A 20417-nucleotide genomic window follows, 5' to 3' on the forward strand; every position below is an offset into this window, starting at 1 on the left:
CAGACCTACTTCGACGTCACTCTCCATCTCCATGACTGGTTCAACGCACCCCGATCGGGTGAGTCACGAACCTCCACCCACCTGATAGAGCGTCAAACTAGACTCCAGAAAGGCCCTGTGACCAGGACAAATGGAGAAGCACGACTGGAGTACTAGCGCTGGTTCCGTACTTGCAGGATGTGTGCCACTGGGCACTGCACATCGACCCCGGACAGCACGCCATCGCCTTCCACTTCTCCGGCTGGTACCCGTGGGCCGAAGGTCCCACGCGGATACGGCTGCTGCCCTACGGGCTGCTCCCGCTGGGCTGCCTGATCGCCCTGCTGCGCGGCAGAGCGTGGATCGCGCTGCCGGCCGCGGCAGCCATGATCTGGGCCGGCGCCACGTCCCACGGCCGCATCCTCTTCGGCGACGAGGGCAAGGCGGGCCTGAGCTACTACGGTCTTGGCGCCCCGATAACGGCCCGTGACCTGGTGCTCTCGGGGACGCTGTGCGCCGCGTGCGCCGTGCTGGCGCTCTGCCGTCCCAGCCGTCTGCGACGCCGCTCGTACCGCTGGCTGGTCCCTGTCGTGCTCGCCATGTTCGTAGCCGGGGGCCTGCACATCATCTCCGTCAGTCCGACCTTCCAGCGCGGTCTGTTCGCCCTCGAAGTCGCCGCGCTGATCGCCGCGTGGGCGGCGACGGCCGCCACCGGCGACCGCCGGTGGCTGATCCCCGTCGCGGCGGTCGCGATCGTCCGCACGCAGGCGATCGTCGTCCGTCCGGACGCGTTCATGCAGTCCTTTCCGGACCTGGTCGTCCTCATCCTGCTGATCGCTCCCCTCCCCGCCCTGGCGATCGCCGCCCAGCGCCGACAGGGGCAGGCACTCGCCGAATAGGAGCGGACCCCCCCGGTGGGCCGACCGAGCCCGGAGGCCCACGTCGTGCCGCAACACGTGCGTGACCGAACTCCCCCCCAACGGAAGAAACAGAGCGATGACTCAGCACGATTCTCCGTCCCTGCCCGCGCACCGTCCGGGGGCCTCAAGGCAGGCCCCCGGGGCCCCCGACGACACCAGCCCGTCGTGTACGACGCGGCCGTGGATGCCGGCCCTGCTGTACACCCTGGGGTTCCTGACGGTCTACCTGCTCGCCATCTGCACCCCGTGGGGGCAACGAGCTGAGAACCCGTGGTTCTACCTCGGCATACAGGGTGGCGAAGCAGCATGGATCTACCCCCTGTCAGGATCGGTCTACGGCTCGACGCCCCTGCCGCCGCTGGAACTGAGCGCCAAGCCCACCGTGATGGCGGGCCTGGCCGTCATCGTGCTCCTCACCCTGGTGCGACGGTGCTGGCGGCAGGGGTTCGCGGCGCTGGGGGTCGCCATTCTCGCGATCGGAGCCAAGGAGGCGTTCAAATCGACCGTGCCCCGCCCCGATCTGGTGGGCGCGCCCGAGAATCTCCTTGATCAGGGTTTTCCCAGCGGGCACACGGTCATCCCCGCCGCGCTGACCCTCGCCGCCGTCCTCATGGTTTCCCCCCGCATCCGCCCCTACGTCGCCACGGCCGGTGTGCTGTGGCTCGCCTGCATCGCCGCCGCCACCGCGACCATGGGCGGCCACCGGCCCAGCGAAGTGCTGGGAGCCACCTTGCTCGCCTGTGCCTGTTACGGCCTCGCAACCTGGCTGCTGCCGCCGGCCGCCGCGCCAGGCGCCACGCGGAGCCCTCGTGCGCTGCATGTCATCGCCCTGGCGCTGGCACTGATCGTCGCCCTCGTTTCCGGCGCACGGCCCGACACCCTCACAAGGTCACTGGTCTCCGCGGCGACGGCCTTCATATGTGCGGCCCTGGTCTGGTACGCCGCAGTCGGGCGGCCCGCACACACCGCACGCCGCACACGTCCCGCACTGGACTGACCACCCGGCCGGCTCCGGGCGGGAACCGGTTGCATCCTGGCAGAGCGGCGGTCCGACGCCACCGCCCAGTCGTAGAAGCCGTCTACGCCTGAGCGGGGATGTCGCTCCCGCCCGGCGTGTCCTCCCGTAGTCCGGTCAACAGGCCGGTGTCGCCCGGCGCGGCAACCGGACGGCCAGAATGATCACGTGGCTGAACGAGTGCAGGTCCGGGAGATCGACGATGACGAGGGCCGACGGCTGCTGCGGATTATTCGCAGGGGCACCGGGTCGGTGGTGACCTGGCGGCGGGCCCAGATGGTTCTGCTGTCCGCGCAGGGGATCCCCCTGGCGAAGATCCCCGAAGTGTCGTTCACCAGCGACGACCGGGTCCGCGATGTGATCCACAACTTCAACACCGACGACTTCGACTCGCTCTACCCGAAATACAAGGGCGGGCGGCCCAGGACGTTCACGCTGCCCGAGCGCCGCGAGATCAAGAAGATCGCGAAGTCCAAGCCGACTGAGCACGACCTGCCCTTTTCCACCTGGAGTCTGACCAAGCTGGCGGACTTCCTGGTCGCCGAGGGGGTGATCGACGACATCAGCCACGAGGGCCTGCGCATCCTGCTCCGCAAGGAAGGCGTCTCCTTTCAACGCCTGAAGACCTGGAAGACCTCCCGCGACCCGGACTACGCGGCCAAGAAAGCCCGCGTCGAGCAGGGGCCTTGACCCCTGATGTTGGACACACGAGACGCTGGATCCTGCGGATCTGAGAACGGACATCTCGTGGTCATGAAGAACTACCCGCCGGAGTTCAAGGCGGATGCGGTCGCGCTGTACGAGTCGCGGCCCGACGCGACGATCAGGTCGGTCGCCGCCGATCTGGGAATCAATCCAGAGACCTTGCGGAACTGGGTGAGGGCTGCCGGAGCAAGCCGTCCGCGGGGACGCCGGACTGAGGTTCCCCCGAGATGCGGGGAAAGGTGACAGCAGGTCAGATGGGTCTCATGAGAGGAGCCCAGACGATGCCTGCCCCGAGGAAGTACCCGCTGGAGTTGCGTGAGCGTGCGGTGCGGATGTACCGGACCGCCGAGCCGAAGCCCGTGATCCGCCGCATGGCCGAGGAACTCGGCGTGCATCACGAAGCCCTGCGGAACTGGATCCGGCAGGCCGAGGCCGACACCGGCGAGCGGGACGACCTGCTCACCACCGAAGAGAAGAACGGGCTCGCCCAGCTGCGGCGCGAGGTGCGGGACCTGCGCCGTGCGAACGAGGTCCTGCGGACGGCCTCGGCTTTTTTCGCCGCGCAGCTCGACCCGACCCGGCCCAGGTGAGAGCGCTCCTCGATGAGCACCCGCACCTGGGGGTCGAGCCCGTACTGCGGGAACTGCACATCCCCTCCTCCACCTACTACCGCTGGCGCCAGGCCGAGAAAGACCCCTGCGAACGGATCCGCCAGGACACCGAGCTGACCGGGCAGATCCGGCAGATCCATCAGGACTCGGGCGGGATCTACGGATCGCCCAGGATCCATGCCGTCCTGAAGCGCGAGGGCGTCCATGTCGGCCGCAAGCGGGTCGAGCGGCTCAAGCGGCAGGCCGGCCTGGCCGGGATCAGCCCCCGCAGAAGCAAGAGCTTCACCCGCCGCGACCCCGACGCCGACCTCGCCCCTGACCTGGTGCAACGCGACTTCACGGCACCCGCGCCGAACCGGCTGTGGGTCACCGACCTGACCATGATCCCCACCCTGGAGGGGCCACTGTGGCTGTCGGCGATCCGCGACGCCTTCTCCCGCAGAGTCGTGGCCTGGGAGACCTCCGCCCGCGCGGACGCCGACCTGGTCCTCACCTCCCTCGAGTACGCGCTGGCCAGCCGCGAGGTCACCCCCGGCGAACTCGTCCACCATGCCGACCACGGCACGCAATACGTCAGGCCGGGCAGGTAGGCGACGGGGCAGCCCATGTCCCTCGCCACCGCCAGGGGCAGGGCTCCGATCGAGGCCGGCTGGTCGACCACGACCAGCACCGTTCCGTGCTTGGCCTGGAGTTTCGCGAACAGCTCGCGGAGCTTGGGCTCGGTGTTGGGCAGGCGCTTGTCGAAGACCTTCTTCCCGGCCGGGGTGACGGCGGTGGCGTGGTGTTCGCCCTTGCCGACGTCCAGGCCGAGGAAGACGTCGATGTCGCCGGTGTCGATCACGTGCATCCTCCGGTCGTGCTTCTGCCCGGCCTCGTCCACGGCACCGATCGCCACATCCACATTACGAAGAGCCTCCCGACCTGCGAAGAGTCGGTGGTCATGCCCCTAATCAGCGGTCAGTCAGTGCCTCCGGGCTCGGTGACACCACCCCCCGGATCATGGTTAACAAGGGGGGGAAGTCATGCCGGGCCCGGAGGCCGGGAGCCCCATTGCGGGGCCACCAAAAAGGTAATGGGGGGAACTTCACCGCGCCTGGACCACCAGGCCGTCACCTGGCTCCTGGAGCGTTACGGCTCCCCGGCCCCCCTGCGCAAGGCCGGCCGCCGCAGACTCGTGGAACTGATCCGCCCGAAGGCCCCGCGCATGGCCGCCCGACTGATCGACGAGGTCTTCGACGCGCTCGACGAGCAGACCGTCGTCGTCCCTGGCACCGGCACCCTGGACATCGTCGTCCCCTCCCTGGCCGCTTCCCTGACCGCCGTGCACACCCAGCGCCGGGCGATGGAAGCCCAGATCAACGCCCTGCTGGAGGCCCACCCTCTTTCCCAGGTCCTGACCTCGATGCCCGGCGTCGGCGTCAGGACCGCCGCGGTCCTGCTGACCACCGTCGGCGACGGCACCAGCTTCCCCACCGCCGGCCACCTGGCCTCCTACGCCGGCCTCGCGCCGACGACAAAGTCGTCGGGCACCTCGATCCACGGCGAACACGCACCCCGAGGCGGAAACCGGCAGCTCAAACGGGCGATGTTCCTGTCCGCCTTCGCCTGCATGAACGCCGATCCCGCCTCCCGCGCCTACGACAAGCAACGCGCCCGCGGCAAAAACCACGCCCAAGCCCTCCTCCGCCTCGCCCGCCAACACATCAGCGTCCTGTTCGCCATGCTCCCCGACGGAACCTTCTACGAATCCCGGACACCGAAGGACGTCAAGCTCCCCGCATAACCCCAACAATCCTCCTGAACCACACCAAACCTGACAGGGATGCCTTGACGAAGGACATAGAGGCACCCCCGCATCTACGAGTGGGGGCCGCGCGATCTCGGCTCCGATCTGTTCGACGCGCTCGGTCAGTGGCACGCGGCCGGAGAACAGCGGGTGGGTGGTGCTCTGACTACCCAACCCGTGGAGAAACCGTGCCCGATCAGCCCGACGCCCCCACGAGCCGATCCGCCGACCTGCCCCTGCTGCCCGGCCACAACACCGCGCGCTCCGCGCGGACGGCGGCGGTGCCCGAGGTGTTCGGGTGGAGCATGCCGTACGCGCGTGAGACGCGCATGTTCAGATCCGCGATGATGGGGAACGGAATGCGCACACCCGGCTTCTCCTCAATGGAGCGGGTCCAGGCGAGGTGGCTGTGGACGGAGTCGACGGAGTGCAGGGCTGTGCTCCGGGCTGCGAGTTCGACACGAATTCGGTGGTGCACACCGGTGTGAAGTCGGCCAGGTAGCTGAAGAACACCAACCACTGGCTGTTGACCTGGGTGACAGGACCACGAGATGGCTCGTCGGCGGGCACCCCGCTCGCGGACAGGAGCGGAAGCAAGTCCGTACCGGCCGGACGCTGCCACTGGTCCTTATGCAACGCGCGGCGCACCGCGGGGACCAGTCGAGGCGGCAGGCCGTGGAGGTCGGGCTCTGGTTGCTGAATGCGCACGCGGCACTCCCTCGGGACCGGACCCCTGTGCGTACCGGTGAGTGAGGGGCTGGCACCATGCCGGATATGAGCTCCAGGCCTGGCTTCCGTCTCGCGCGAGCCGCGGTCTTCGCGGCGGTGTGCGTGGTGGCGACTGCACTGGGGCACACCATGATGTCCGGCGTCACACCGCCGGCGTGGGCGGTGGGCTCCGCGCTCGCCGTGGCGACGGCGGGAGCCTGGTGGCTGACCGGCCGGGAGCGCGGAGCGCTGGTCGTGACCGGATCGACGGTCGCCACGCAGTTCGTGCTCCACACGTGCTTCAACCGTCTTGAGGCGTCGAGGGGCCGGATGGCCGCCTCGGCGGGGTCCATGCCAGGGATGAGCGGCATGGACGGCATGGCGGTCATGTCCGGCAGGGACATGCAGCACGCGCACCACACCCTGCACGCGATGCCCATGTCGGCCGCTTCGTCCGAGCACAGCTGGTCCACCGGGATGGTGCTGGCGCACACGCTTGCCGCGCTGGTGTGCGGACTGTGGCTGTGGCGCGGCGAGGCAGCGGCGTTCCGGCTCGGCCGGGCGCTGGCCGCCTTCGTCTTCGCGCCCCTGCGGCGTGCCCGCCAGGCCCTGGCCCATACCGCGCCCGACCTCTCGCCGGGCCACGCCCTCACCGCGCCGCGGCCGCGGCGGCTGCGCAGGTCGCCACTGTTCCACGTGGTCTCCCGCAGGGGTCCCCCGGTCTGTCCTGTCTGCTGCTGACCGCCCGTCCCGCGGTCCCCACGGTTCCTTCGGTGACGGGCGGAGTACCGGCGTACCCGTGACGCGTCCGCGTGCGCCGGCTCTCTGGCCCAGCGGTACCCGGGCCTCCGGCGTGCCGCTCACCACTTCCGCAAGGACCTGTGATGACCCCTGCACTGAGACTGAATCCTGCCCTGAAACGGGCCCCGCTCCTCTCCACCGCGCGCGACGACCAGCAGATCACCCAGTGGGCGCTGGCCGCCCGCGGCGGCGACCGTGAGGCGATCGAACACTTCGTCCGCGCCACCCGCAACGATGTCTGGCGCTTCGTGGCCCACCTCGGCGCCGACGCGCAAGGCGCCGACGATCTCACCCAGGAGACGTATCTGCGGGCGCTGACCGGCCTGCCCCGCTTCGCGGGCCGCTCGTACGCCCGTACCTGGCTGCTGTCGATCGCCCGCCGCGTGGTCGTCGACCGCTACCGCGCAGCGGCCGCCCGGCCCCGTATCGCCGACGCCGAGGACTGGCGCGTGCCGGCGGAGCACGCGCAGCTGACCGGGCTGCCCGGCTTCGAGGAAGGTGTCGTGCTGCACGACCTGCTGCGGGCGCTGGACGCCCCGCGCCGCGAGGCATTCGTCCTCACCCAGCTGCTGCACCTGCCCTACGCGGAGACCGCGACGCTAGTGGGCTGCCCGATCGGCACGGTCCGCTCCCGAGTGGCGCGGGCCCGCGAGGAGTTGGCCGGGCTACTGCGGGCGGCGGAGGCTGCCGGGAAGCCGGTGACCGCCGCCGCGTGACAGGAGGCGGGCTCAGCGCCCGCCTCCTTGCGGGGCCGCCCCGGGCGGCCCGACAGCCGTCGCTTCTGGTTCCCGCGTGTCAGCGAGAACCAGAAGCGGCACAGTCCGCGCAGGGGGCTCTGCCCTACGGACGGCGCGGTGAACGAACGGCCCGCAGGAGGCCGAAGCCCAGCAATGCCAGCACCGCCAGCAGCGCCACGCCGGCCGCAAGCCACCACGGCGACCACGGCCGGGCCACGGCGTCACCGGCGCGGGGCGACGCCGTGGCCGCCTCGGCGGACGACGCTCCTGCCGCGTCCGTACTGGTGAAGGTGTACCGGCCCTGGAGCGGAGCCCCGTCGGCCGCGACGGTCCGCCAGGTGACCTGGATCTCACCCACGGGCAGCGGCTTGACCTCCTGCTGAACGTCATTGTTCAGCGCACTCGGTGCACCGTCGCTGTAGGACGTGCCGCCCGGGCCGGACACCAAGACGGTGGTGAACTGCTGCTTGACCGGCCCGTCGAAGCTCAGCGTGATCATCTTCGGCGAGTGGGCCACCACGGAGCCGGAGGCCGGGCTGGAGGCCACCAGCCGTGCGTGCGCCCACGCCGGCGACGCCGGAGCAACGACCAACAGCAGACCGAGCAGTGCCGACACCACCGCCAGGAACACGGCCGGCATGCCTCCGGCGGATTTTCGGACGGGCGGGGACAGGGAGTCGCTTCGGCGCTTCACACACCAGTACGTCGGCTCCGACGCCCGGGAAGTTCCCGGAATATTGCCACGCGGGTCCGGAACTTCCCGCCGATGCGCCACGACTACCTCTCCGATAGCCGAACCTGACGCCGGAGGGCCGACGAACCATGCGCACCGCCACGACCAAGTCCATACCCCGCGGATCCCGCCGCCCGCGCGTCCTCGCCGCCGCTTCGGCGGCCACGGCACTGGCAGTAATCACCCTCGCCGGCTGCGCCGCGGACGAGCCGTCCCCGTCGGGTACGAGCAGCCCGGCGAAGGCGAGCCCCACGCAGGCGGCTGCCACCACGGCGGCGCAGGTCACCATGAAGGACCCGTGGGTGAAGGCCGCCAAGTCCGGAATGTCGGGAGCGTTCGGCGCGCTGCTCAACACCACCGGCTCCGACATCACCGTCGTGTCCGCCACCTCCAGCTCCTCGAAGAGGGTGGAGCTGCACGAGGTCACCGACGTGGACGGCAAGCCTGTGATGCGCCCGAAGGAGGGCGGGTTCGTCATCCCGGCCAAGGGCAGCCACGAACTCAAGCCGGGCAGCGACCACTTGATGCTGATGGGCCTCACCAAGGCCGTGCGACCGGGCGACGAGGTCACCATCACACTGACGTTCAAGGACGGCCGGACGCTGCGGTTCACCGCCGTCGCCAAGGAGTTCGCGGGCGGCAAAGAGAACTACGACTCCGGCATGAAGAAGGACTGACCACCACCATGGACGAGAACCGCATCCCGCCGGTGAGCCGCCGCCGACTGCTGACCGGCGGAGCACTGACCGTCGGGGGCGCCCTCGCCGGCGCCGGGGTCGCCGCCGCCGTCGGACCGGGCGGCACCGCAGGCACCGCAGACAGGACCGAGCAGCGTCGGCAGAGCATCGCGTACGGCGAGCAGACGGTGCCCTTCCACGGCCGGCACCAGGCCGGGATCGCCACCCCGGCTCAGGCCCACGCCGCATTCCTCGGCTTCGACCTGGCCACGGACACGGACCGGGCGGCCCTGGGCCGGATGATGCGGCTGCTCACCGACGACGCCGCTCGGCTCACCCAGGGGGAGCCCGCCCTGGCCGACACCGAACCCGAACTCGCGGCGCTGCCAGCCCGGCTGACCGTGACGTTCGGATTCGGCCCCGGACTCTTCAAGGCCGCCGGCCTCGACGCCCTGCGGCCCGCGTCACTCGAACCGCTGCCGCGGTTCACCATCGACCGGCTGCAGGACCGCTGGAGCGGTGGCGATCTGCTGATCCAGATCTGCGCCGACGACCCGCTCACCGTCGCGCACGCCCAGCGGATGCTCACCAAGGACGCCCGGTCGTTCGCCCGGCTGCGCTGGACGCAGCGCGGATTCCGCCGCGGTCGCGGCATCGAGGACGACGGTGTCACCCAGCGCAATCTCATGGGCCAGCTCGACGGCACCGCCAACCCCAGCCCCGGCGGCGACGTCTTCACCGACGCCGTCTGGACCGACGACGGCCCCCCGTGGCTGCGTGGCGGCGGCACGAGCCTCGTACTGCGCCGGATCCGCATCGAGCTGGAGACCTGGGACGCGGCCGACACCAGCGCCAAGGAGTTCACCGTCGGGCGAAGACTGCGCACCGGCGCGCCCCTCACCGGCACCGCCGAGAAGGACACCCCCGACTTCGACGCCAAGGACGGGCTCGGCTTCCCCGTCATCTCGGAATTCGCCCACGTACGGCGCGCCCACGTCAACGACGACCGACGGCGCATCTTCCGCCGCCCGTACAACTACGACGAGGCCCCCGCCGCGGACGGACGGCCGGAGACCGGCCTGCTCTTCGCCGCCTTCCAGCGCGACATCGGCGAGCAGTTCCTGCCGATCCAGCGCAGCCTCGCCGAGGCCGACCTCCTGAACGCGTGGACCACCCCGATCGGCTCCGCCGTCTTCGCCGTCCCACCCGGCTGCGCCACCAACGGCTGGATCGGCGAGACCCTGCTCGGATGACGCCAAGAGTGACCGGAATCGGCGGCGCGCCAAGGGCAATACCGGCACGACAACCTCGGCGCGGCGCCCACCGGACCCCGACCGTCGGACGTGTCACGTTTCCCGCTACTTGGGCGGCGGGCGAGGCAGAGCGTCGGCCATCGGCTGCGGGTGCCGAGTTGTCCGGCGTCCGTCGCTCCGCTCCGGCACAGGTCCGTGTGGGGCGCGGCGGAGGATACGGCGCCGTCCGGTGGTGGCGAATTGGGCGGTGGTGGAGAACAGCAAAGGGGTCCCTCCTGGTGAGCGCCAAAACACAACGGATACCCCTGACCGGAAATCTCGACGGTCAGGTGGGCATGGCGGGGTAGCCCCTGGGCTCGGATGGTTCCGGGGCTGCTGGTCGGGTGTGGACGGTGTGCCAGGCGCCTGCCGGGGTGAGGGTGACGTCGTGGCCGAGGACGGTGAGCTGGCGGACGAGGTCGCGGGTCTTGCGGGCCGGATCGAGGTTCTTGGTGTGCCAGTCGGAGCCGGAGGTTCCTGAACCCGCGCCGCACGCGGGCGGGGGTGAGCTTGTTCGGTTCCGCAGGCCGCTCCCACGGGTGGCGGAGGTCGGCGACGAGCGGGCGGGCGAGGCGGAGCTGGGTGTGGGCGGCGATCACCAACCAGGTCCAGCGATCGGCCGCCGCCGAGTCGCGCAGGCGCGGGCAGGTCCGGCCGAGGGTCTGCTTGAGCAGGCGGAAGGTGTGCTCCAGGTCGAAGCGGCGGAGGAACACCTGCCAGCAGCGGTTCACGTCCTTGGCGCTGGCGCCGGTGCGCGACCACCACAGCCACACCAGCCGGTTCACCCCTCCGCCGGGCAGCGATGATCGACGTGGATCGACGTGACCACCCCCGCCTGCGGTTCGAGGTGGGCTCGATGACCGACCTCGACCTAACCAATGCCTCAGGCGCCGGCCTGCTCGCATTCTGGTCGTTGATTCACGTCCCCGACGAAGCAGTGCCCACGGTCCTCGGCCACTTCCGGCGCGTGTTGCGTCCCGGCGGACCACTGCTGCTCGGGTTTCACGTCGGCGACGAGTCGAAACTGAAGACGCAGGGCTACGGCGGCCACCCGATGAACGTTGGGCATCGGCCGCCCGGTCGCCCTCACGCTCAACGCGCTCATGCACTTCATTACCGCCCCGTACGACATCGTGCGCAGGCTGCTCTCCCCGCTCCCGCCGGGCAGCGCCCTCGCCATGAACCACTGCACCCCGGACTTCGACCCCGGCACCTGGAACCGGATCGCGGAGTCGTACACCAGGTCGGGGACCCCAGTGGATTTCCGCTCGCGCGCCGATGTCACCCGCTTCTTCGACGGACTCGACCCGATCGACCCCGGTATCACCTGCTGCCACCGCTGGCGTTCCGCCGGGCTCGACGCGGACGGGAAGGAGATCCCGGACGCGCAGATCAGCCTGCTGGCGGGGGTCGGCATCAAGCGCTGAGAGCCGCTTGCGCGCAAGGCCCGCGGTACCGGCACCGAGTGCCGCTACCGCGTGCCTTGTGGCCTGCACGGAGCCGGACGAGAGGCGCCGCCCGGCTACCAGCCGGCCTTCATCGCGTTGTAGGCCGTACGGCAGTCGGCGTTGGTGGCGTGCGCGGCCAGCTTCTCCATGGAGTCGCGCCAGACCATCTTGGCCACCCTCTCCATCTCCCGGGTCTCGGCCGGGACGTTCGGGGCGTACTTCTTGATCGCCGCCAGCGCGGACCTGGCGAACTTGTTGCACACGGGTCCGGCGGCGTTCCGGTAGCGGGTGTCCAGGTCCGTCGCGACCGCCTGGCCGTTCTGGGTCGCCCAGGTATTCCAGGCCGCGCACGCCACCTCGGTGAACACTGCCTGGTCGGCCTCGCTCAGCCCCAGCACCTGGCCCATCATGGTGTTCTTGGCCTTGTCGGGGACCGTGAAGTCCACGACGGGGAACTTGTCGAGTGTTTCGAGCAGCGCTTCCTGACACGCGGGCGGCAGCGGGGCGGCCTGTGCGGTGGAGGGGACGGCCAGCGTGGAGACGGAGACCAGGGCCGCGGCGAGGACGGCGCGCCGGGCGGTACGCGAGAGAGACATGGGGCGGTGCTCCTTGCACGGGTGAACGGGTCGTTCCGGGCACCGATTCAGCGCCCCGACGGCTACAGAACGATCACCGCCTGCCCAGGTCACGGGCATATCAGCGGGACAAGGGGCGCACGCGGAGTCGTCAGCCGTCCGTGCGACGGACGAGTCCCCCGAGCGGCCCCGGGCGGTCAGGCGGGTCCCACCCTTTCCGGCGCCGGGCCGGACTCCGACGGGGGCCGGTGAACGCCAGGGCCCCCGGTCCCTCCAGGGCCCCGGGGCGCCGGAAGCGGCGGTGGCGTCCTGTGCCGCACGAGCGCGTTCCGGGTACGTCGGCGGAAGACCAGGAATCCCGCCGCCGACGCGCCGGTGAGCCAGAGGCACTGGGTCAGGAGCGCCTGGCCGCCCGACGCGTCGGAGAAGGCGGCGGACATGCTGGCCTGAACCGCTCCGTACGTCGGGAGGAAGCGCACGACGGCGCTGTCGGACCCGGAGCTGGAGAGGGGGTTCTGCAACGCGACGTCGAGGACGCTGATCATCAGGATGGCGAACATCCCCTCGACCTCGCGCCGGAGCACCGACCCGAAGACCACGCCGAGCGCGCCGTAGGTGAGGGCGGCGGCGAACAGCGCGGCGGTGAGCAGCAGGGGCTGTCGCGGCGTCCAGGCGGACCCGGCGACGGCGGTGGCGTACACGGAGATCGCGACGCAGACCAGCGTGAGCGCGGACAGCTTGGCGAGGACGAGGTGGTAGCGGGGGTAGCCCGCCATCGCCAGCCGGCGGTCGAAGGCGCCCCCGGTGAACGTGGCGGCGAACATCATGAACCCGGCGATGAGGGTGACCGCGTTCAGCGCGCCGGTGATCTGGGTGAGGTGGTTGCCGGGCGGGGAGAGCACCTCGCCGGTCGCCCGGAGCCGGAAGGGGGCGGGCTGATCGGGGATGGTCACATAGGCGAGGGCGATCCACACCGGGATGTACACGACCACCAGCAGCATCGCGAACCGGTTGCGGGCGTGTCCGATCAGCGCGTACCGAGATGCCGTGACGAACAAGGACAGATGCCGCCTCACGCCGCGGCCTCCGTACACCGTTCCTGGAGGTGCAGGCGCCCGTCCTCCAGGCGCCAGAGCTGGTCCAGCCGGTCGATGTCGTACGCGAGGTGCGAGACGACCAGCACCGAACGCCCGGCGTCGCGCAGCCTGGTCGCCAGTTCCCAGAAGCGCAGGTAGGTCTCCCAGTCGAAGCCCTGGTAGGGCTCGTCCAGCAGGAGTACGTCCGGGTCGTGCATGAGGGCCAGGGTCAGGTTGAGCTTCTGCCGCGAGCCGCCGCTGAGCCGGCCCGCGCGCTGGTCGAGGTACTCGGTAAAAGCCAGTGTCTCCATCACCTCCTCGGCCCGTTCGAGGCCGGGAAGCCCGAACGCGCTCCTGAAGAAGTCGAGATGCTGGCGGACGGTGAAGGAGTCGTCCAGCACCACGGACTGCGGGCAGTAGCCGAACCTACCGCTATGGTGCACCGACCCCCGGTCCGGACGGAGTTCACCGGAGAGGATCTTCAGCAGGGTCGTCTTGCCCGCACCGTTCTCGCCGACGATCCCGGCCAGGGTGCCGGGCCTCAGCCGGAGGCCGACGCCCCGCAGGACGGCGTGCTGCCGGTAGGAATGGTGCACATCGTGGACGTCCATCGCTTCGCTCCGTCGTACCTGGGCTGCGGTCCGCGGGACCGGTCCGCGCGTGCCCAACGAGTCGGCCGGGCAGGGGAAACGGCAGCCGGGGAGAGCGGCCGCCCTGCGGCGTCAACCTGGCGTCCGCCCGTCACGCGTGCGACGGGAAGCCTGCCCGAAACCGCCTCGGTTGCCGTGGCGGCGGCTACCGTGACCGGGCTCCCGGAGCGGTCGTACCCATCTGACGTGAAAGGCCGGTCAGCCATGCGGAGAACGTGCGTGATCGGAGCCGGCCCGTCCGGCCTGGCCGCGAGCAGAGTCCTCGCCTCGCGCGGCATCCCGTTCGACTGCTATGAGGCGGGCTCGGGCATCGGCGGGCTCTGGCGCTACGGCAACGACAACGGCATGTCGGGGGTGTACGCGTCGGTGCACGCGAACATCTCCAAGGAGAGCATGTCCTTCTCCTCGCTGCCGATGCCGGAGTCCTACCCGGTCTTCCCGCACCACACCCAGGTCCTCGCCTACCTGGAGAGCTACGCGGAGACCTTCGGGCTGCACGGTCACATCGGGCTGCGCGCGGAGGTCACCTCCGTGCGCCCCCTGGAGGGCGGCGGCTGGGAGGTCACCCGCCGGAGCCGAGGAGCGTCGGAGGCGGAGACCGGCCGGTACACCGAGGTGGTGGTGGCCAACGGGCACCACTGGGACCCTCGTCTTCCGGACCCCGCCGTGCCCGGGGCCGGGGAGTTCGAGGGCTCCGCCGTCCACGCGCACGCCTACCGCTCCCCCGAGCCGTACGCCGGGCGGCGGGTGCTCGTCGTCGGGATGGGCAACTCCGGGTGCGAGATCGCGGCGGAGATCTCCCGTACGGCGGCGCGGACGTTCCTCTCGGCCCGCGCCGTGGCGCACGTGTTCCCGAAGATGCTGCTCGGGCGGCCCGCGGACCACTGGGCGGTGGGCAGGGCGGCCGCCCTGCCCCGCTTCCTCAAGGACCCGGCGATGGCACTCCTGCTGCGGCTGGCCCGTGGCGCCCCCGCGCTCTACGGGCTCCCCGAACCGACGCGGCGGCCTCTCGCCGGCCACCCCTCCACGTCAGACGAGCTCCTCGTCCAGCTGGCCCGGGGCGCGGTCACCGTGAAGCCCGGCGTCCGCTCCTTCGGCCGGGACTCGGCGTCCTTCACGGACGGCAGCCGCGAGACCGTGGACGCCGTGGTGTACGCCACCGGTTACTCGCTGTCCTTCCCCTTCCTGGACCCCGCCGTCTTCGCCGCGCCGGACGGCCGCACCGAGCTGTATCTGCGCACGGTGCCGCCCCGGCTCCCCGGGCTCTTCTTCATGGGGCTCGCACAACCGGCGGGAGCGGCCTTCCCGTTGCTCGAACCGCAGGCCGAATGGATCGCCGACCTGATCGAAGGGGAGGTCCTCCTGCCGACGCCCGCGGAGATGACCCGGTCGATCGCCCGTGCGCGGGAACGGCACGACAAGGTCTACGCGCCGACCTATCGGCACGGGATCGAGATCGACATCCGCACCTACCGGCGGGTCCTTCGCCGGGAGCTCCGGGCGGGCAGGCGCCGAGCGCGCCGGGCAGCCGCTCCCCGCCCCGACGCGCCTCGTCGCGCTCCGGTGTCCGACACGGTGTGACCAGCCCTCCCGCGCCGGTACCGGGGGCGGGGCCGGTCACGTACGGGCACGGGGCGACAGGGGCCCGCGTCCCGGCCCGTACACCCGCTCACCCCTGCTGCACGCTCTCCTCCAACTCTCCCACGGCCTGTTCCCACAGCTCCGGCAGCAGCTCGCCCAGCGGCAGGGCGCGGTCCGCGACGAAGGACACCTCCGCCCAGTCGCCGAAGAACGACAGCCCCACTCCGCAGAGGTGTCCCGGCACGAGGAGCGGCAGCAGGGCCGTCCCCGTCACCCGGGTCTCCCCCAGGCTCCCCTTTTCGGCGAGCGGCATGGACGTGGCCATGACGTTGGTGACGCGGGGGGACAGCATCCTGCGCAGGTACCACGCGGTGGGACGGTCCGGCATGAAGCGGACCAGGTCCTGCACGGCCTGTCGCCAGGTGTCGCCCCGCAGCTTCCGGGTCACCGCCATGACCTGGTCGAGCCGTCGCAGCGGCGCCTCCTCGTCCGGGGAGCCGTCCGGGCGGCCCGGGGCGGGGCCCACCGGCAGGTCGACCGGAAGGGCGAAGCAGCGGTTGCCCCAGGTCTGCTCCTCGTCGGACCGCCGCGCGTCGACGGGCAGCACGGCCGTCACCCGGGGCAGTGGCACACCGGAGCGGGCCGCCCACACCGACAACGCCCCGGCCAGCGCGGCGAGATGTGCGTCGTGGGCCGAGCCTCCGCGTCCGGCGCCGATCAGCCGCAGAGTGTCCACGGGGACCCGCCCCCGCCACAGCCGCCGCTCACCGGTAGTGGCGAAGGCCGGGTCCGGGCGGTGACCGCGCACGGCGAAGGTACGCGCCAGGAACCTCGTGGCCAGCGCGACGGCCGCGCCGAACCGCCGGGGCACGCCGGTCACGCCGCTCCCGCCCGGCAGCGGACGCGCCGATGGCTCCCCGTCGCCCAGCATTGCCCGGAACGTCATGGCGGCGGCCGAGCCGTCCTGGCAGGCGTGGAGGAAGCGGTAGCAGAGGGCGTACGCGTCGGGTTGGTGGCCGTGGATCAGCCAGACCCCCCAGTAGGCGCCGGGCGCGAACGGGGCGTTGAGCGCGCTGTGCAGGGCGGCGTCCCAGCCGGCGGGTCCGTCGGCCACCACCTCGTGCACATGCCGGTCGATGGGGAAGTCCTCGGACGGCTGCCACCCGGGCCGCCTGCCTCCCGTCACCCGGCTGGTGAGCAGGGGCAGTTCACCGAGCCGGAACGCCACGTACGCGCGGAGATCGGCCAGGCTCGGGGGCGGACCGCTGAGATACGCGACGCCGCCCGCGTCCCAGCGGACCTCGGGGCGGCGGCGCTCCAGGTCGAGGAACGCGCGGTCGACCGAGTGGGTGGGATGACGGGGCGGGGGGACGGACCGCTTCGGCCGGGCGGACCCCGTGGAGGGGCCCGCCGGCGCGGTGGGCGGGGCGGACACAGTGGACTGCTCGGAATCGGGCATGCGGGTGCGGGCTCCCGTTCGGGCCGACGGCGGTCGCGGTGACCACCGGTGGTGGGACGGAGGTACGGCAGCGCGCGAAGGGCGGGTCAACCGGCGCGCCGGGAGCCCCACCCACCCGGGCCGGTCGCGCTGCCGGGACCGGCGGCCCACCAGGATGACCGGCGACCGGGACAGCGCCGGCCGGCTGCGGCGGACCGTCCCGGCTCCGCGGGCGAGTTCCGGACGGTTCCGCGGCGGTCGCCGCCACCCGCTCTCCGCGCCTCGCGGCCTCGGATTTCCGTGGCCCGGCGGGCCCACGACGCCCGGCGCGCGCGGTCGTGTCCCTGGTCGCGGCCTGCGGGAGCGTGATCCCGGCGTACCGCGACGAGTTCCCCCGAAAGAGGGACCGGTCCCCGAGCGGCGTGCGACGGCGGCACCAACGGTGGAGCGACATCCTCCGTTCGGGTGACCAGGACGGATCGATGGGCGTGTTCCGTCCGCCGTCTGCCATTGTGTGCCGAGCGCCGGAGATCACCAGGGTTCGAAGGCCCGGTGAGCCCCAGGCGTCCGGAGAGCCAGTGGGCACCGGCAGCACCGGATCGGCGGGACGATCCGGACCGTGCGCGGTGCAGTCGTCCCGGACCGCGCACGGCGCGATCGTCGACGACTACCCACGCCGCGGGATGGTCGACGCCGTCCGCTCGTTTCCGCTTCCGGTCCGCCGCACTGCCGGTGCTCCGCCTCCGCACGCCCCGCACGGCAGGGGACCGCCCTTCTCACGCTCTGGGAGCCACGCTCGTGCACGTCGCACTCACCGGCGCCACCGGATTCCTCGGACTGCGCCTGTTACGTCGTCTGCTCGACACGCATGCGTCGGTGACGGTCCTGGCCCACGCCGGTTCGGGCGACGCGCTGCACCGCATCACCCGTTCCCTCGAACTGACGGGTGCGCCGGGCGCGTTCCTCGCACGACTGCCGGAGCGGCTGAGGGTGGTGGAGACCGATCTGGCGCTGCCCCGGCTGGGCCTGTCCGCACGGGCGTTCCGGGAGCTTGCGGACAGCCTCGGCGCGATCTGGCACAGCGCGGGAAGCATCCATCTGGAGGGGGACCTTCCCGAGCTGCGACGGACCAATGTCGAAGGCACCCGCCACGTACTGGAATTGGCGGCCGCCGGGCGCGCGGAACCGGTGGTGCGCCATGTGAGCACCGCGTTCGTGGCCGGCGCGCGGCGCACCGGGGTGGCGTACGAGGACGAACTGGACGACGGCGACGGTTTCGAGAACGCCTACGAACAGTCAAAGTACGAGGCGGAGCTGCTGGTTCACGCCTGGTCCCGCGAGCACGGGCGACCGGCCCTGGTGCTGCGGCCGAGCATCCTCGTCACGGACGTGCCTCCGCACCCGGAGCTGCCTTCGCACCCGCTGCAGGTCGTCGAGCGCATCATGCGCGACGCGCGACGCGCCACCGTCGCCGCACCACCGACTGCCACGAGCCCTCCCGCCGGGGCTCCGGACGGTCCTTCCCTCGGCGCTCCCGGGTCCACGGGCCCTGGAGACCGGCCCCAGGTACGGACGGTGGGGCACCCGCATGGGCGGCTGAACCTGCTGCCGGTGGAGCACGCGGCCGACATCATGGTCCGGCTGTCCGAACTGCCGTCCTCACGCGGGGTCGACACGTACCACGTCGTCCATGACCGCGATGTCCCCGTGCCCACCGTCGTCGCCCTGCTGGAACGGCTCGTCCCCTTCTCGATCGACCTGGTCGACGCGAAGCCGGAGGACCCCTCGGCGTTGGAGACCCTGATCGACTTCTACCCGGGCATCACGGCCTACCTCACCCATCGGCGGCGGTTCGACGACACCCGGGTGAGGACCCTGCTCGGTCCGGCGGCGGTCTGCGCTCCGGTCGGTCTCGATCGGCTGTGGGCCGGACTGGCCCCGAGGAGCGAGGCGCTCCCCCGACCCCCTGACACTCCACCCGCCTCTCCGCCCACCCCGTCTGTCTGAGCGTCCCGTACGTCACAGACGGCGTACGCCCGATCAGCAGCAAGCGTCCCGTCCCGTTGGAGCTTCCGTGTCCGTTCTCGCCGCTCCCCGCGCCCCCGGCGCGCGCCCGCCGGTCTTCTCCCCCGAGGGAATCGCCGACCGTGTCCGGCTGATCCGGGAACCCGTGCACGTCGTCAGCGGGCCGGACGGCCGGGAGCTGGGCCTCGCGACCGGGGCCCCGCCCGCCGGTCCGGTGCTCGGCACGCTGCCGCCGCTGTACCCCGAGTGGCTCGGCGGCCGGACCTTCTGCGAGGCGCACGGCGTCCGCTTCCCCTATGTGGCGGGGGAGATGGCGAACGGCATCGCGACCACCGGCATGGTCGCGGCGATGGCACGGGCGGAGATGATCGGCTTCTTCGGTGCGGGCGGCCTGGCCCACCCGGAGGTGGAGCGGGCGGTGCACTCCCTGGCGCGGGAGCTGGGGTCCCGTACGAACTGGGGAGTCAATCTCATCCACTCACCGGCCGAACCGGAGCTGGAGTGGCGGGTCGCGGAGCTTCTGCTGCGCTGCGGTGTGCCCCGGATCTCGGTGTCGGCGTTCATGGAGCTGACCCCTGCGGTCGTCCTGTGCTCGGCGTACGGCCTGCGCCGGGGCGAGGACGGCGGCGTCGTCCGGCGTACGCGGCTGCTCGCGAAGCTCTCCCGTCCCGAGGTGGCCGAAAGGTTCCTCTCCCCCGCCCCGCCCGCTCTGCTGGACCTTCTCGTCGCGCGGGGGAGTCTGACCCGCGAGGAGGCGGCCCTGGCGGCTCTGGTGCCGGTGGCCGAGGACATCACCGTCGAGGCGGACAGCGGCGGGCACACCGACAACCGGCCGTTGTCGGTCCTGCTGCCGCGGATCGCCGCCCTGCGCGACACGGTCTGCCGGCGGTTCGGATACCGGCGGCCGGTCCGCCTCGGCGCGGCCGGTGGTCTCGGCACCCCGGACGCGGTGGCCGCCGCCTTCGCTCTCGGCGCGTCCTACGTCGTCACCGGTTCGGTGAACCAGACGGCGGTCGAGGCCGGTCTGTCCGATGAGGCCAAGGCGATACTGTGCGACGCGGACGTCGCCGATGTCGCCATGGCGCCGTCGGCCGACATGTTCGAGCTGGGCGTGAAGCTGCAAGTGCTGTCGCGGGGCACGATGTTCGCCCGGCGGGCCGGCCGCCTGTACGCGGCCTACCGTGACCACGGCTCGCTGGAGGAGATCCCGCCCGCGCTGCGTACCGCCATCGAACGCGACGTGCTGGGCGCCCCGTTCGAGGAGGTCTGGCAGCGCACGTGCGCCTTCTGGGAGGAGCGGGATCCGGCGGAGATCGTCCGTGCGGAGGCCGACCCCCGGCACCGCATGGCCCTGGTGTTCCGCTGGTACCTGGGCAGTTCCAGCCGGTGGGCGATCACCGGGGAGAGCGCGCGGCGGGCCGACTTCCAGATCTGGTGCGGGCCGGCGATGGGCGCGTTCAACCGGTGGGCGGCCGGCACCTTCCTGGCGGAACCGGCCCGCCGGTCCGTGACGCAGATCGCCCTCAACCTGCTGGAAGGGGCGGCGACGCTCACCCGCGCCCATCAACTGCGCACGTACGGGGTTCCGTTGCCGTCCGAGGCGTTCACCTACACGCCGCGCGAGCTGGCATGAGCGGCCCCGGTGCCGCAGCGCCGTCCG

16 protein-coding genes and 8 pseudogenes are annotated in these 20417 nt (G+C 71.5%); 16 read left to right on the forward strand and 8 right to left on the reverse strand.

Annotated features, from left to right (window positions below; translation table 11 throughout):
• Positions 1 to 152: 152 nt before the first annotated feature.
• The 6 genes and pseudogenes from AB0F38_RS12390 to AB0F38_RS12415 all read left to right on the forward strand — a co-directional run.
• Positions 153 to 878, forward strand: a pseudogene (locus AB0F38_RS12390) (hypothetical protein); the annotation flags it as partial.
• A gap of 205 nt (positions 879 to 1083) precedes the next feature.
• Positions 1084 to 1896: a phosphatase PAP2 family protein gene (locus tag AB0F38_RS12395; RefSeq protein ID WP_361890732.1), complete on the forward strand. Its 813-nt coding sequence runs from the start codon at positions 1084 to 1086 to the stop codon at positions 1894 to 1896.
• Between the two features lie 186 nt (positions 1897 to 2082).
• A pseudogene (locus AB0F38_RS12400) lies at positions 2083 to 2592 on the forward strand (helix-turn-helix domain-containing protein); the annotation flags it as partial.
• 69 nt (positions 2593 to 2661) lie between these two features.
• Positions 2662 to 2799 (forward strand): annotated as a pseudogene (locus AB0F38_RS12405) (transposase); the annotation flags it as partial.
• Positions 2800 to 2900: 101 nt separating this feature from the next.
• Positions 2901 to 3209, forward strand: a complete 309-nt coding sequence (locus AB0F38_RS12410; protein WP_361890735.1) for a transposase — start codon at positions 2901 to 2903, stop codon at positions 3207 to 3209.
• Positions 3206 to 3820: an IS3 family transposase gene (locus AB0F38_RS12415; RefSeq protein WP_361890737.1), complete on the forward strand. Its 615-nt coding sequence runs from the start codon at positions 3206 to 3208 to the stop codon at positions 3818 to 3820. The genes AB0F38_RS12410 and AB0F38_RS12415 overlap by 4 nt, the downstream gene beginning before the upstream one ends.
• On the opposite strand, the pseudogene AB0F38_RS12420 reads toward AB0F38_RS12415, so the two are convergent.
• Positions 3805 to 4077, reverse strand: a pseudogene (locus AB0F38_RS12420) (transposase); the annotation flags it as partial. The gene AB0F38_RS12415 and the pseudogene AB0F38_RS12420 overlap by 16 nt on opposite strands.
• Before the next feature lie 216 nt (positions 4078 to 4293).
• Here AB0F38_RS12420 and AB0F38_RS12425 point away from each other — a divergent pair.
• Positions 4294 to 5013, forward strand: a pseudogene (locus AB0F38_RS12425) (transposase); the annotation flags it as partial.
• A gap of 199 nt (positions 5014 to 5212) precedes the next feature.
• On the opposite strand, the gene AB0F38_RS12430 reads toward AB0F38_RS12425, so the two are convergent.
• The gene (locus AB0F38_RS12430) at positions 5213 to 5383 is read right to left on the reverse strand and encodes a hypothetical protein (RefSeq protein ID WP_361890740.1); all 171 of its coding nucleotides are present in this window, start codon (positions 5381 to 5383) and stop codon (positions 5213 to 5215) included.
• Positions 5384 to 5790: 407 nt separating this feature from the next.
• On the opposite strand from AB0F38_RS12430, the gene AB0F38_RS12435 reads away from it, so the two are divergent.
• Together AB0F38_RS12435 and AB0F38_RS12440 are read left to right on the forward strand one after the other, a co-directional pair.
• The gene (locus tag AB0F38_RS12435) at positions 5791 to 6465 is read left to right on the forward strand and encodes a hypothetical protein (protein WP_361890743.1); all 675 of its coding nucleotides are present in this window, start codon (positions 5791 to 5793) and stop codon (positions 6463 to 6465) included.
• A 143-nt stretch (positions 6466 to 6608) separates the two neighbouring features.
• Positions 6609 to 7241 (forward strand): sigma-70 family RNA polymerase sigma factor, encoded by a 633-nt coding sequence (locus AB0F38_RS12440; protein WP_361890746.1) that lies wholly within the window; start codon positions 6609 to 6611, stop codon positions 7239 to 7241.
• Positions 7242 to 7365: 124 nt separating this feature from the next.
• On the opposite strand, the gene AB0F38_RS12445 is transcribed toward AB0F38_RS12440, so the two are convergent.
• Complete coding sequence (locus AB0F38_RS12445) at positions 7366 to 7902, reverse strand: copper resistance CopC family protein (RefSeq protein ID WP_361890749.1); 537 nt, start codon at positions 7900 to 7902, stop codon at positions 7366 to 7368.
• A 182-nt stretch (positions 7903 to 8084) separates the two neighbouring features.
• On the opposite strand from AB0F38_RS12445, the gene AB0F38_RS12450 reads away from it, so the two are divergent.
• The gene (locus AB0F38_RS12450; protein WP_361890752.1) at positions 8085 to 8672 is read left to right on the forward strand and encodes a copper chaperone PCu(A)C; all 588 of its coding nucleotides are present in this window, start codon (positions 8085 to 8087) and stop codon (positions 8670 to 8672) included.
• A gap of 8 nt (positions 8673 to 8680) precedes the next feature.
• Positions 8681 to 9925 (forward strand): Dyp-type peroxidase, encoded by a 1245-nt coding sequence (locus AB0F38_RS12455; RefSeq protein ID WP_361890755.1) that lies wholly within the window; start codon positions 8681 to 8683, stop codon positions 9923 to 9925.
• Positions 9926 to 10431: 506 nt separating this feature from the next.
• Here AB0F38_RS12455 and AB0F38_RS12460 read toward each other — a convergent pair.
• Positions 10432 to 10743, reverse strand: a pseudogene (locus AB0F38_RS12460) (transposase); the annotation flags it as partial.
• Positions 10744 to 10766: 23 nt separating this feature from the next.
• On the opposite strand from AB0F38_RS12460, the pseudogene AB0F38_RS12465 reads away from it, so the two are divergent.
• Both AB0F38_RS12465 and AB0F38_RS12470 read left to right on the forward strand, forming a co-directional pair.
• Positions 10767 to 11021, forward strand: a pseudogene (locus tag AB0F38_RS12465) (class I SAM-dependent methyltransferase); the annotation flags it as partial.
• 4 nt (positions 11022 to 11025) lie between these two features.
• Positions 11026 to 11391, forward strand: a pseudogene (locus AB0F38_RS12470) (SAM-dependent methyltransferase); the annotation flags it as partial.
• 95 nt (positions 11392 to 11486) lie between these two features.
• Here AB0F38_RS12470 and AB0F38_RS12475 read toward each other — a convergent pair.
• From AB0F38_RS12475 to AB0F38_RS12485, 3 genes are all read right to left on the reverse strand, one after another.
• Positions 11487 to 12008 (reverse strand): hypothetical protein, encoded by a 522-nt coding sequence (locus tag AB0F38_RS12475; protein ID WP_361890758.1) that lies wholly within the window; start codon positions 12006 to 12008, stop codon positions 11487 to 11489.
• A gap of 176 nt (positions 12009 to 12184) precedes the next feature.
• Positions 12185 to 13063: an ABC transporter permease gene (locus tag AB0F38_RS12480; RefSeq protein ID WP_361890761.1), complete on the reverse strand. Its 879-nt coding sequence runs from the start codon at positions 13061 to 13063 to the stop codon at positions 12185 to 12187.
• Positions 13060 to 13674: an ABC transporter ATP-binding protein gene (locus AB0F38_RS12485; protein WP_361890764.1), complete on the reverse strand. Its 615-nt coding sequence runs from the start codon at positions 13672 to 13674 to the stop codon at positions 13060 to 13062. Before AB0F38_RS12485 ends, AB0F38_RS12480 begins: the two co-directional genes overlap by 4 nt.
• 258 nt (positions 13675 to 13932) lie before the next feature.
• Here AB0F38_RS12485 and AB0F38_RS12490 point away from each other — a divergent pair, with 258 nt between their 5' ends.
• Complete coding sequence (locus tag AB0F38_RS12490; protein ID WP_361890767.1) at positions 13933 to 15294, forward strand: NAD(P)-binding domain-containing protein; 1362 nt, start codon at positions 13933 to 13935, stop codon at positions 15292 to 15294.
• An 88-nt stretch (positions 15295 to 15382) separates the two neighbouring features.
• Here AB0F38_RS12490 and AB0F38_RS12495 read toward each other — a convergent pair whose 3' ends face one another.
• Entirely contained in the window at positions 15383 to 16729 is a 1347-nt protein-coding gene (locus AB0F38_RS12495; RefSeq protein ID WP_361891492.1) for a hypothetical protein, read from the reverse strand.
• Between the two features lie 801 nt (positions 16730 to 17530).
• Here AB0F38_RS12495 and AB0F38_RS12500 point away from each other — a divergent pair.
• Together AB0F38_RS12500 and AB0F38_RS12505 are read left to right on the forward strand one after the other, a co-directional pair.
• On the forward strand, positions 17531 to 18739 hold the full coding sequence (locus AB0F38_RS12500) for an SDR family oxidoreductase (RefSeq protein WP_361890770.1): 1209 nt from the start codon (positions 17531 to 17533) through the stop codon (positions 18737 to 18739).
• 67 nt (positions 18740 to 18806) lie between these two features.
• Positions 18807 to 20390 carry a PfaD family polyunsaturated fatty acid/polyketide biosynthesis protein gene (locus AB0F38_RS12505; protein ID WP_361890773.1) on the forward strand — a complete coding sequence of 528 codons (1584 nt, stop codon included), beginning with the start codon at positions 18807 to 18809 and terminating at the stop codon, positions 20388 to 20390.
• The last annotated feature ends 27 nt before the right edge of the window (positions 20391 to 20417 follow it).

The sequence above is a fragment of the Streptomyces sp. NPDC025273 genome, from assembly GCF_040638585.1.
GTDB classification, from domain to species: Bacteria; Actinomycetota; Actinomycetes; order Streptomycetales; family Streptomycetaceae; genus Streptomyces; species Streptomyces cinereorectus.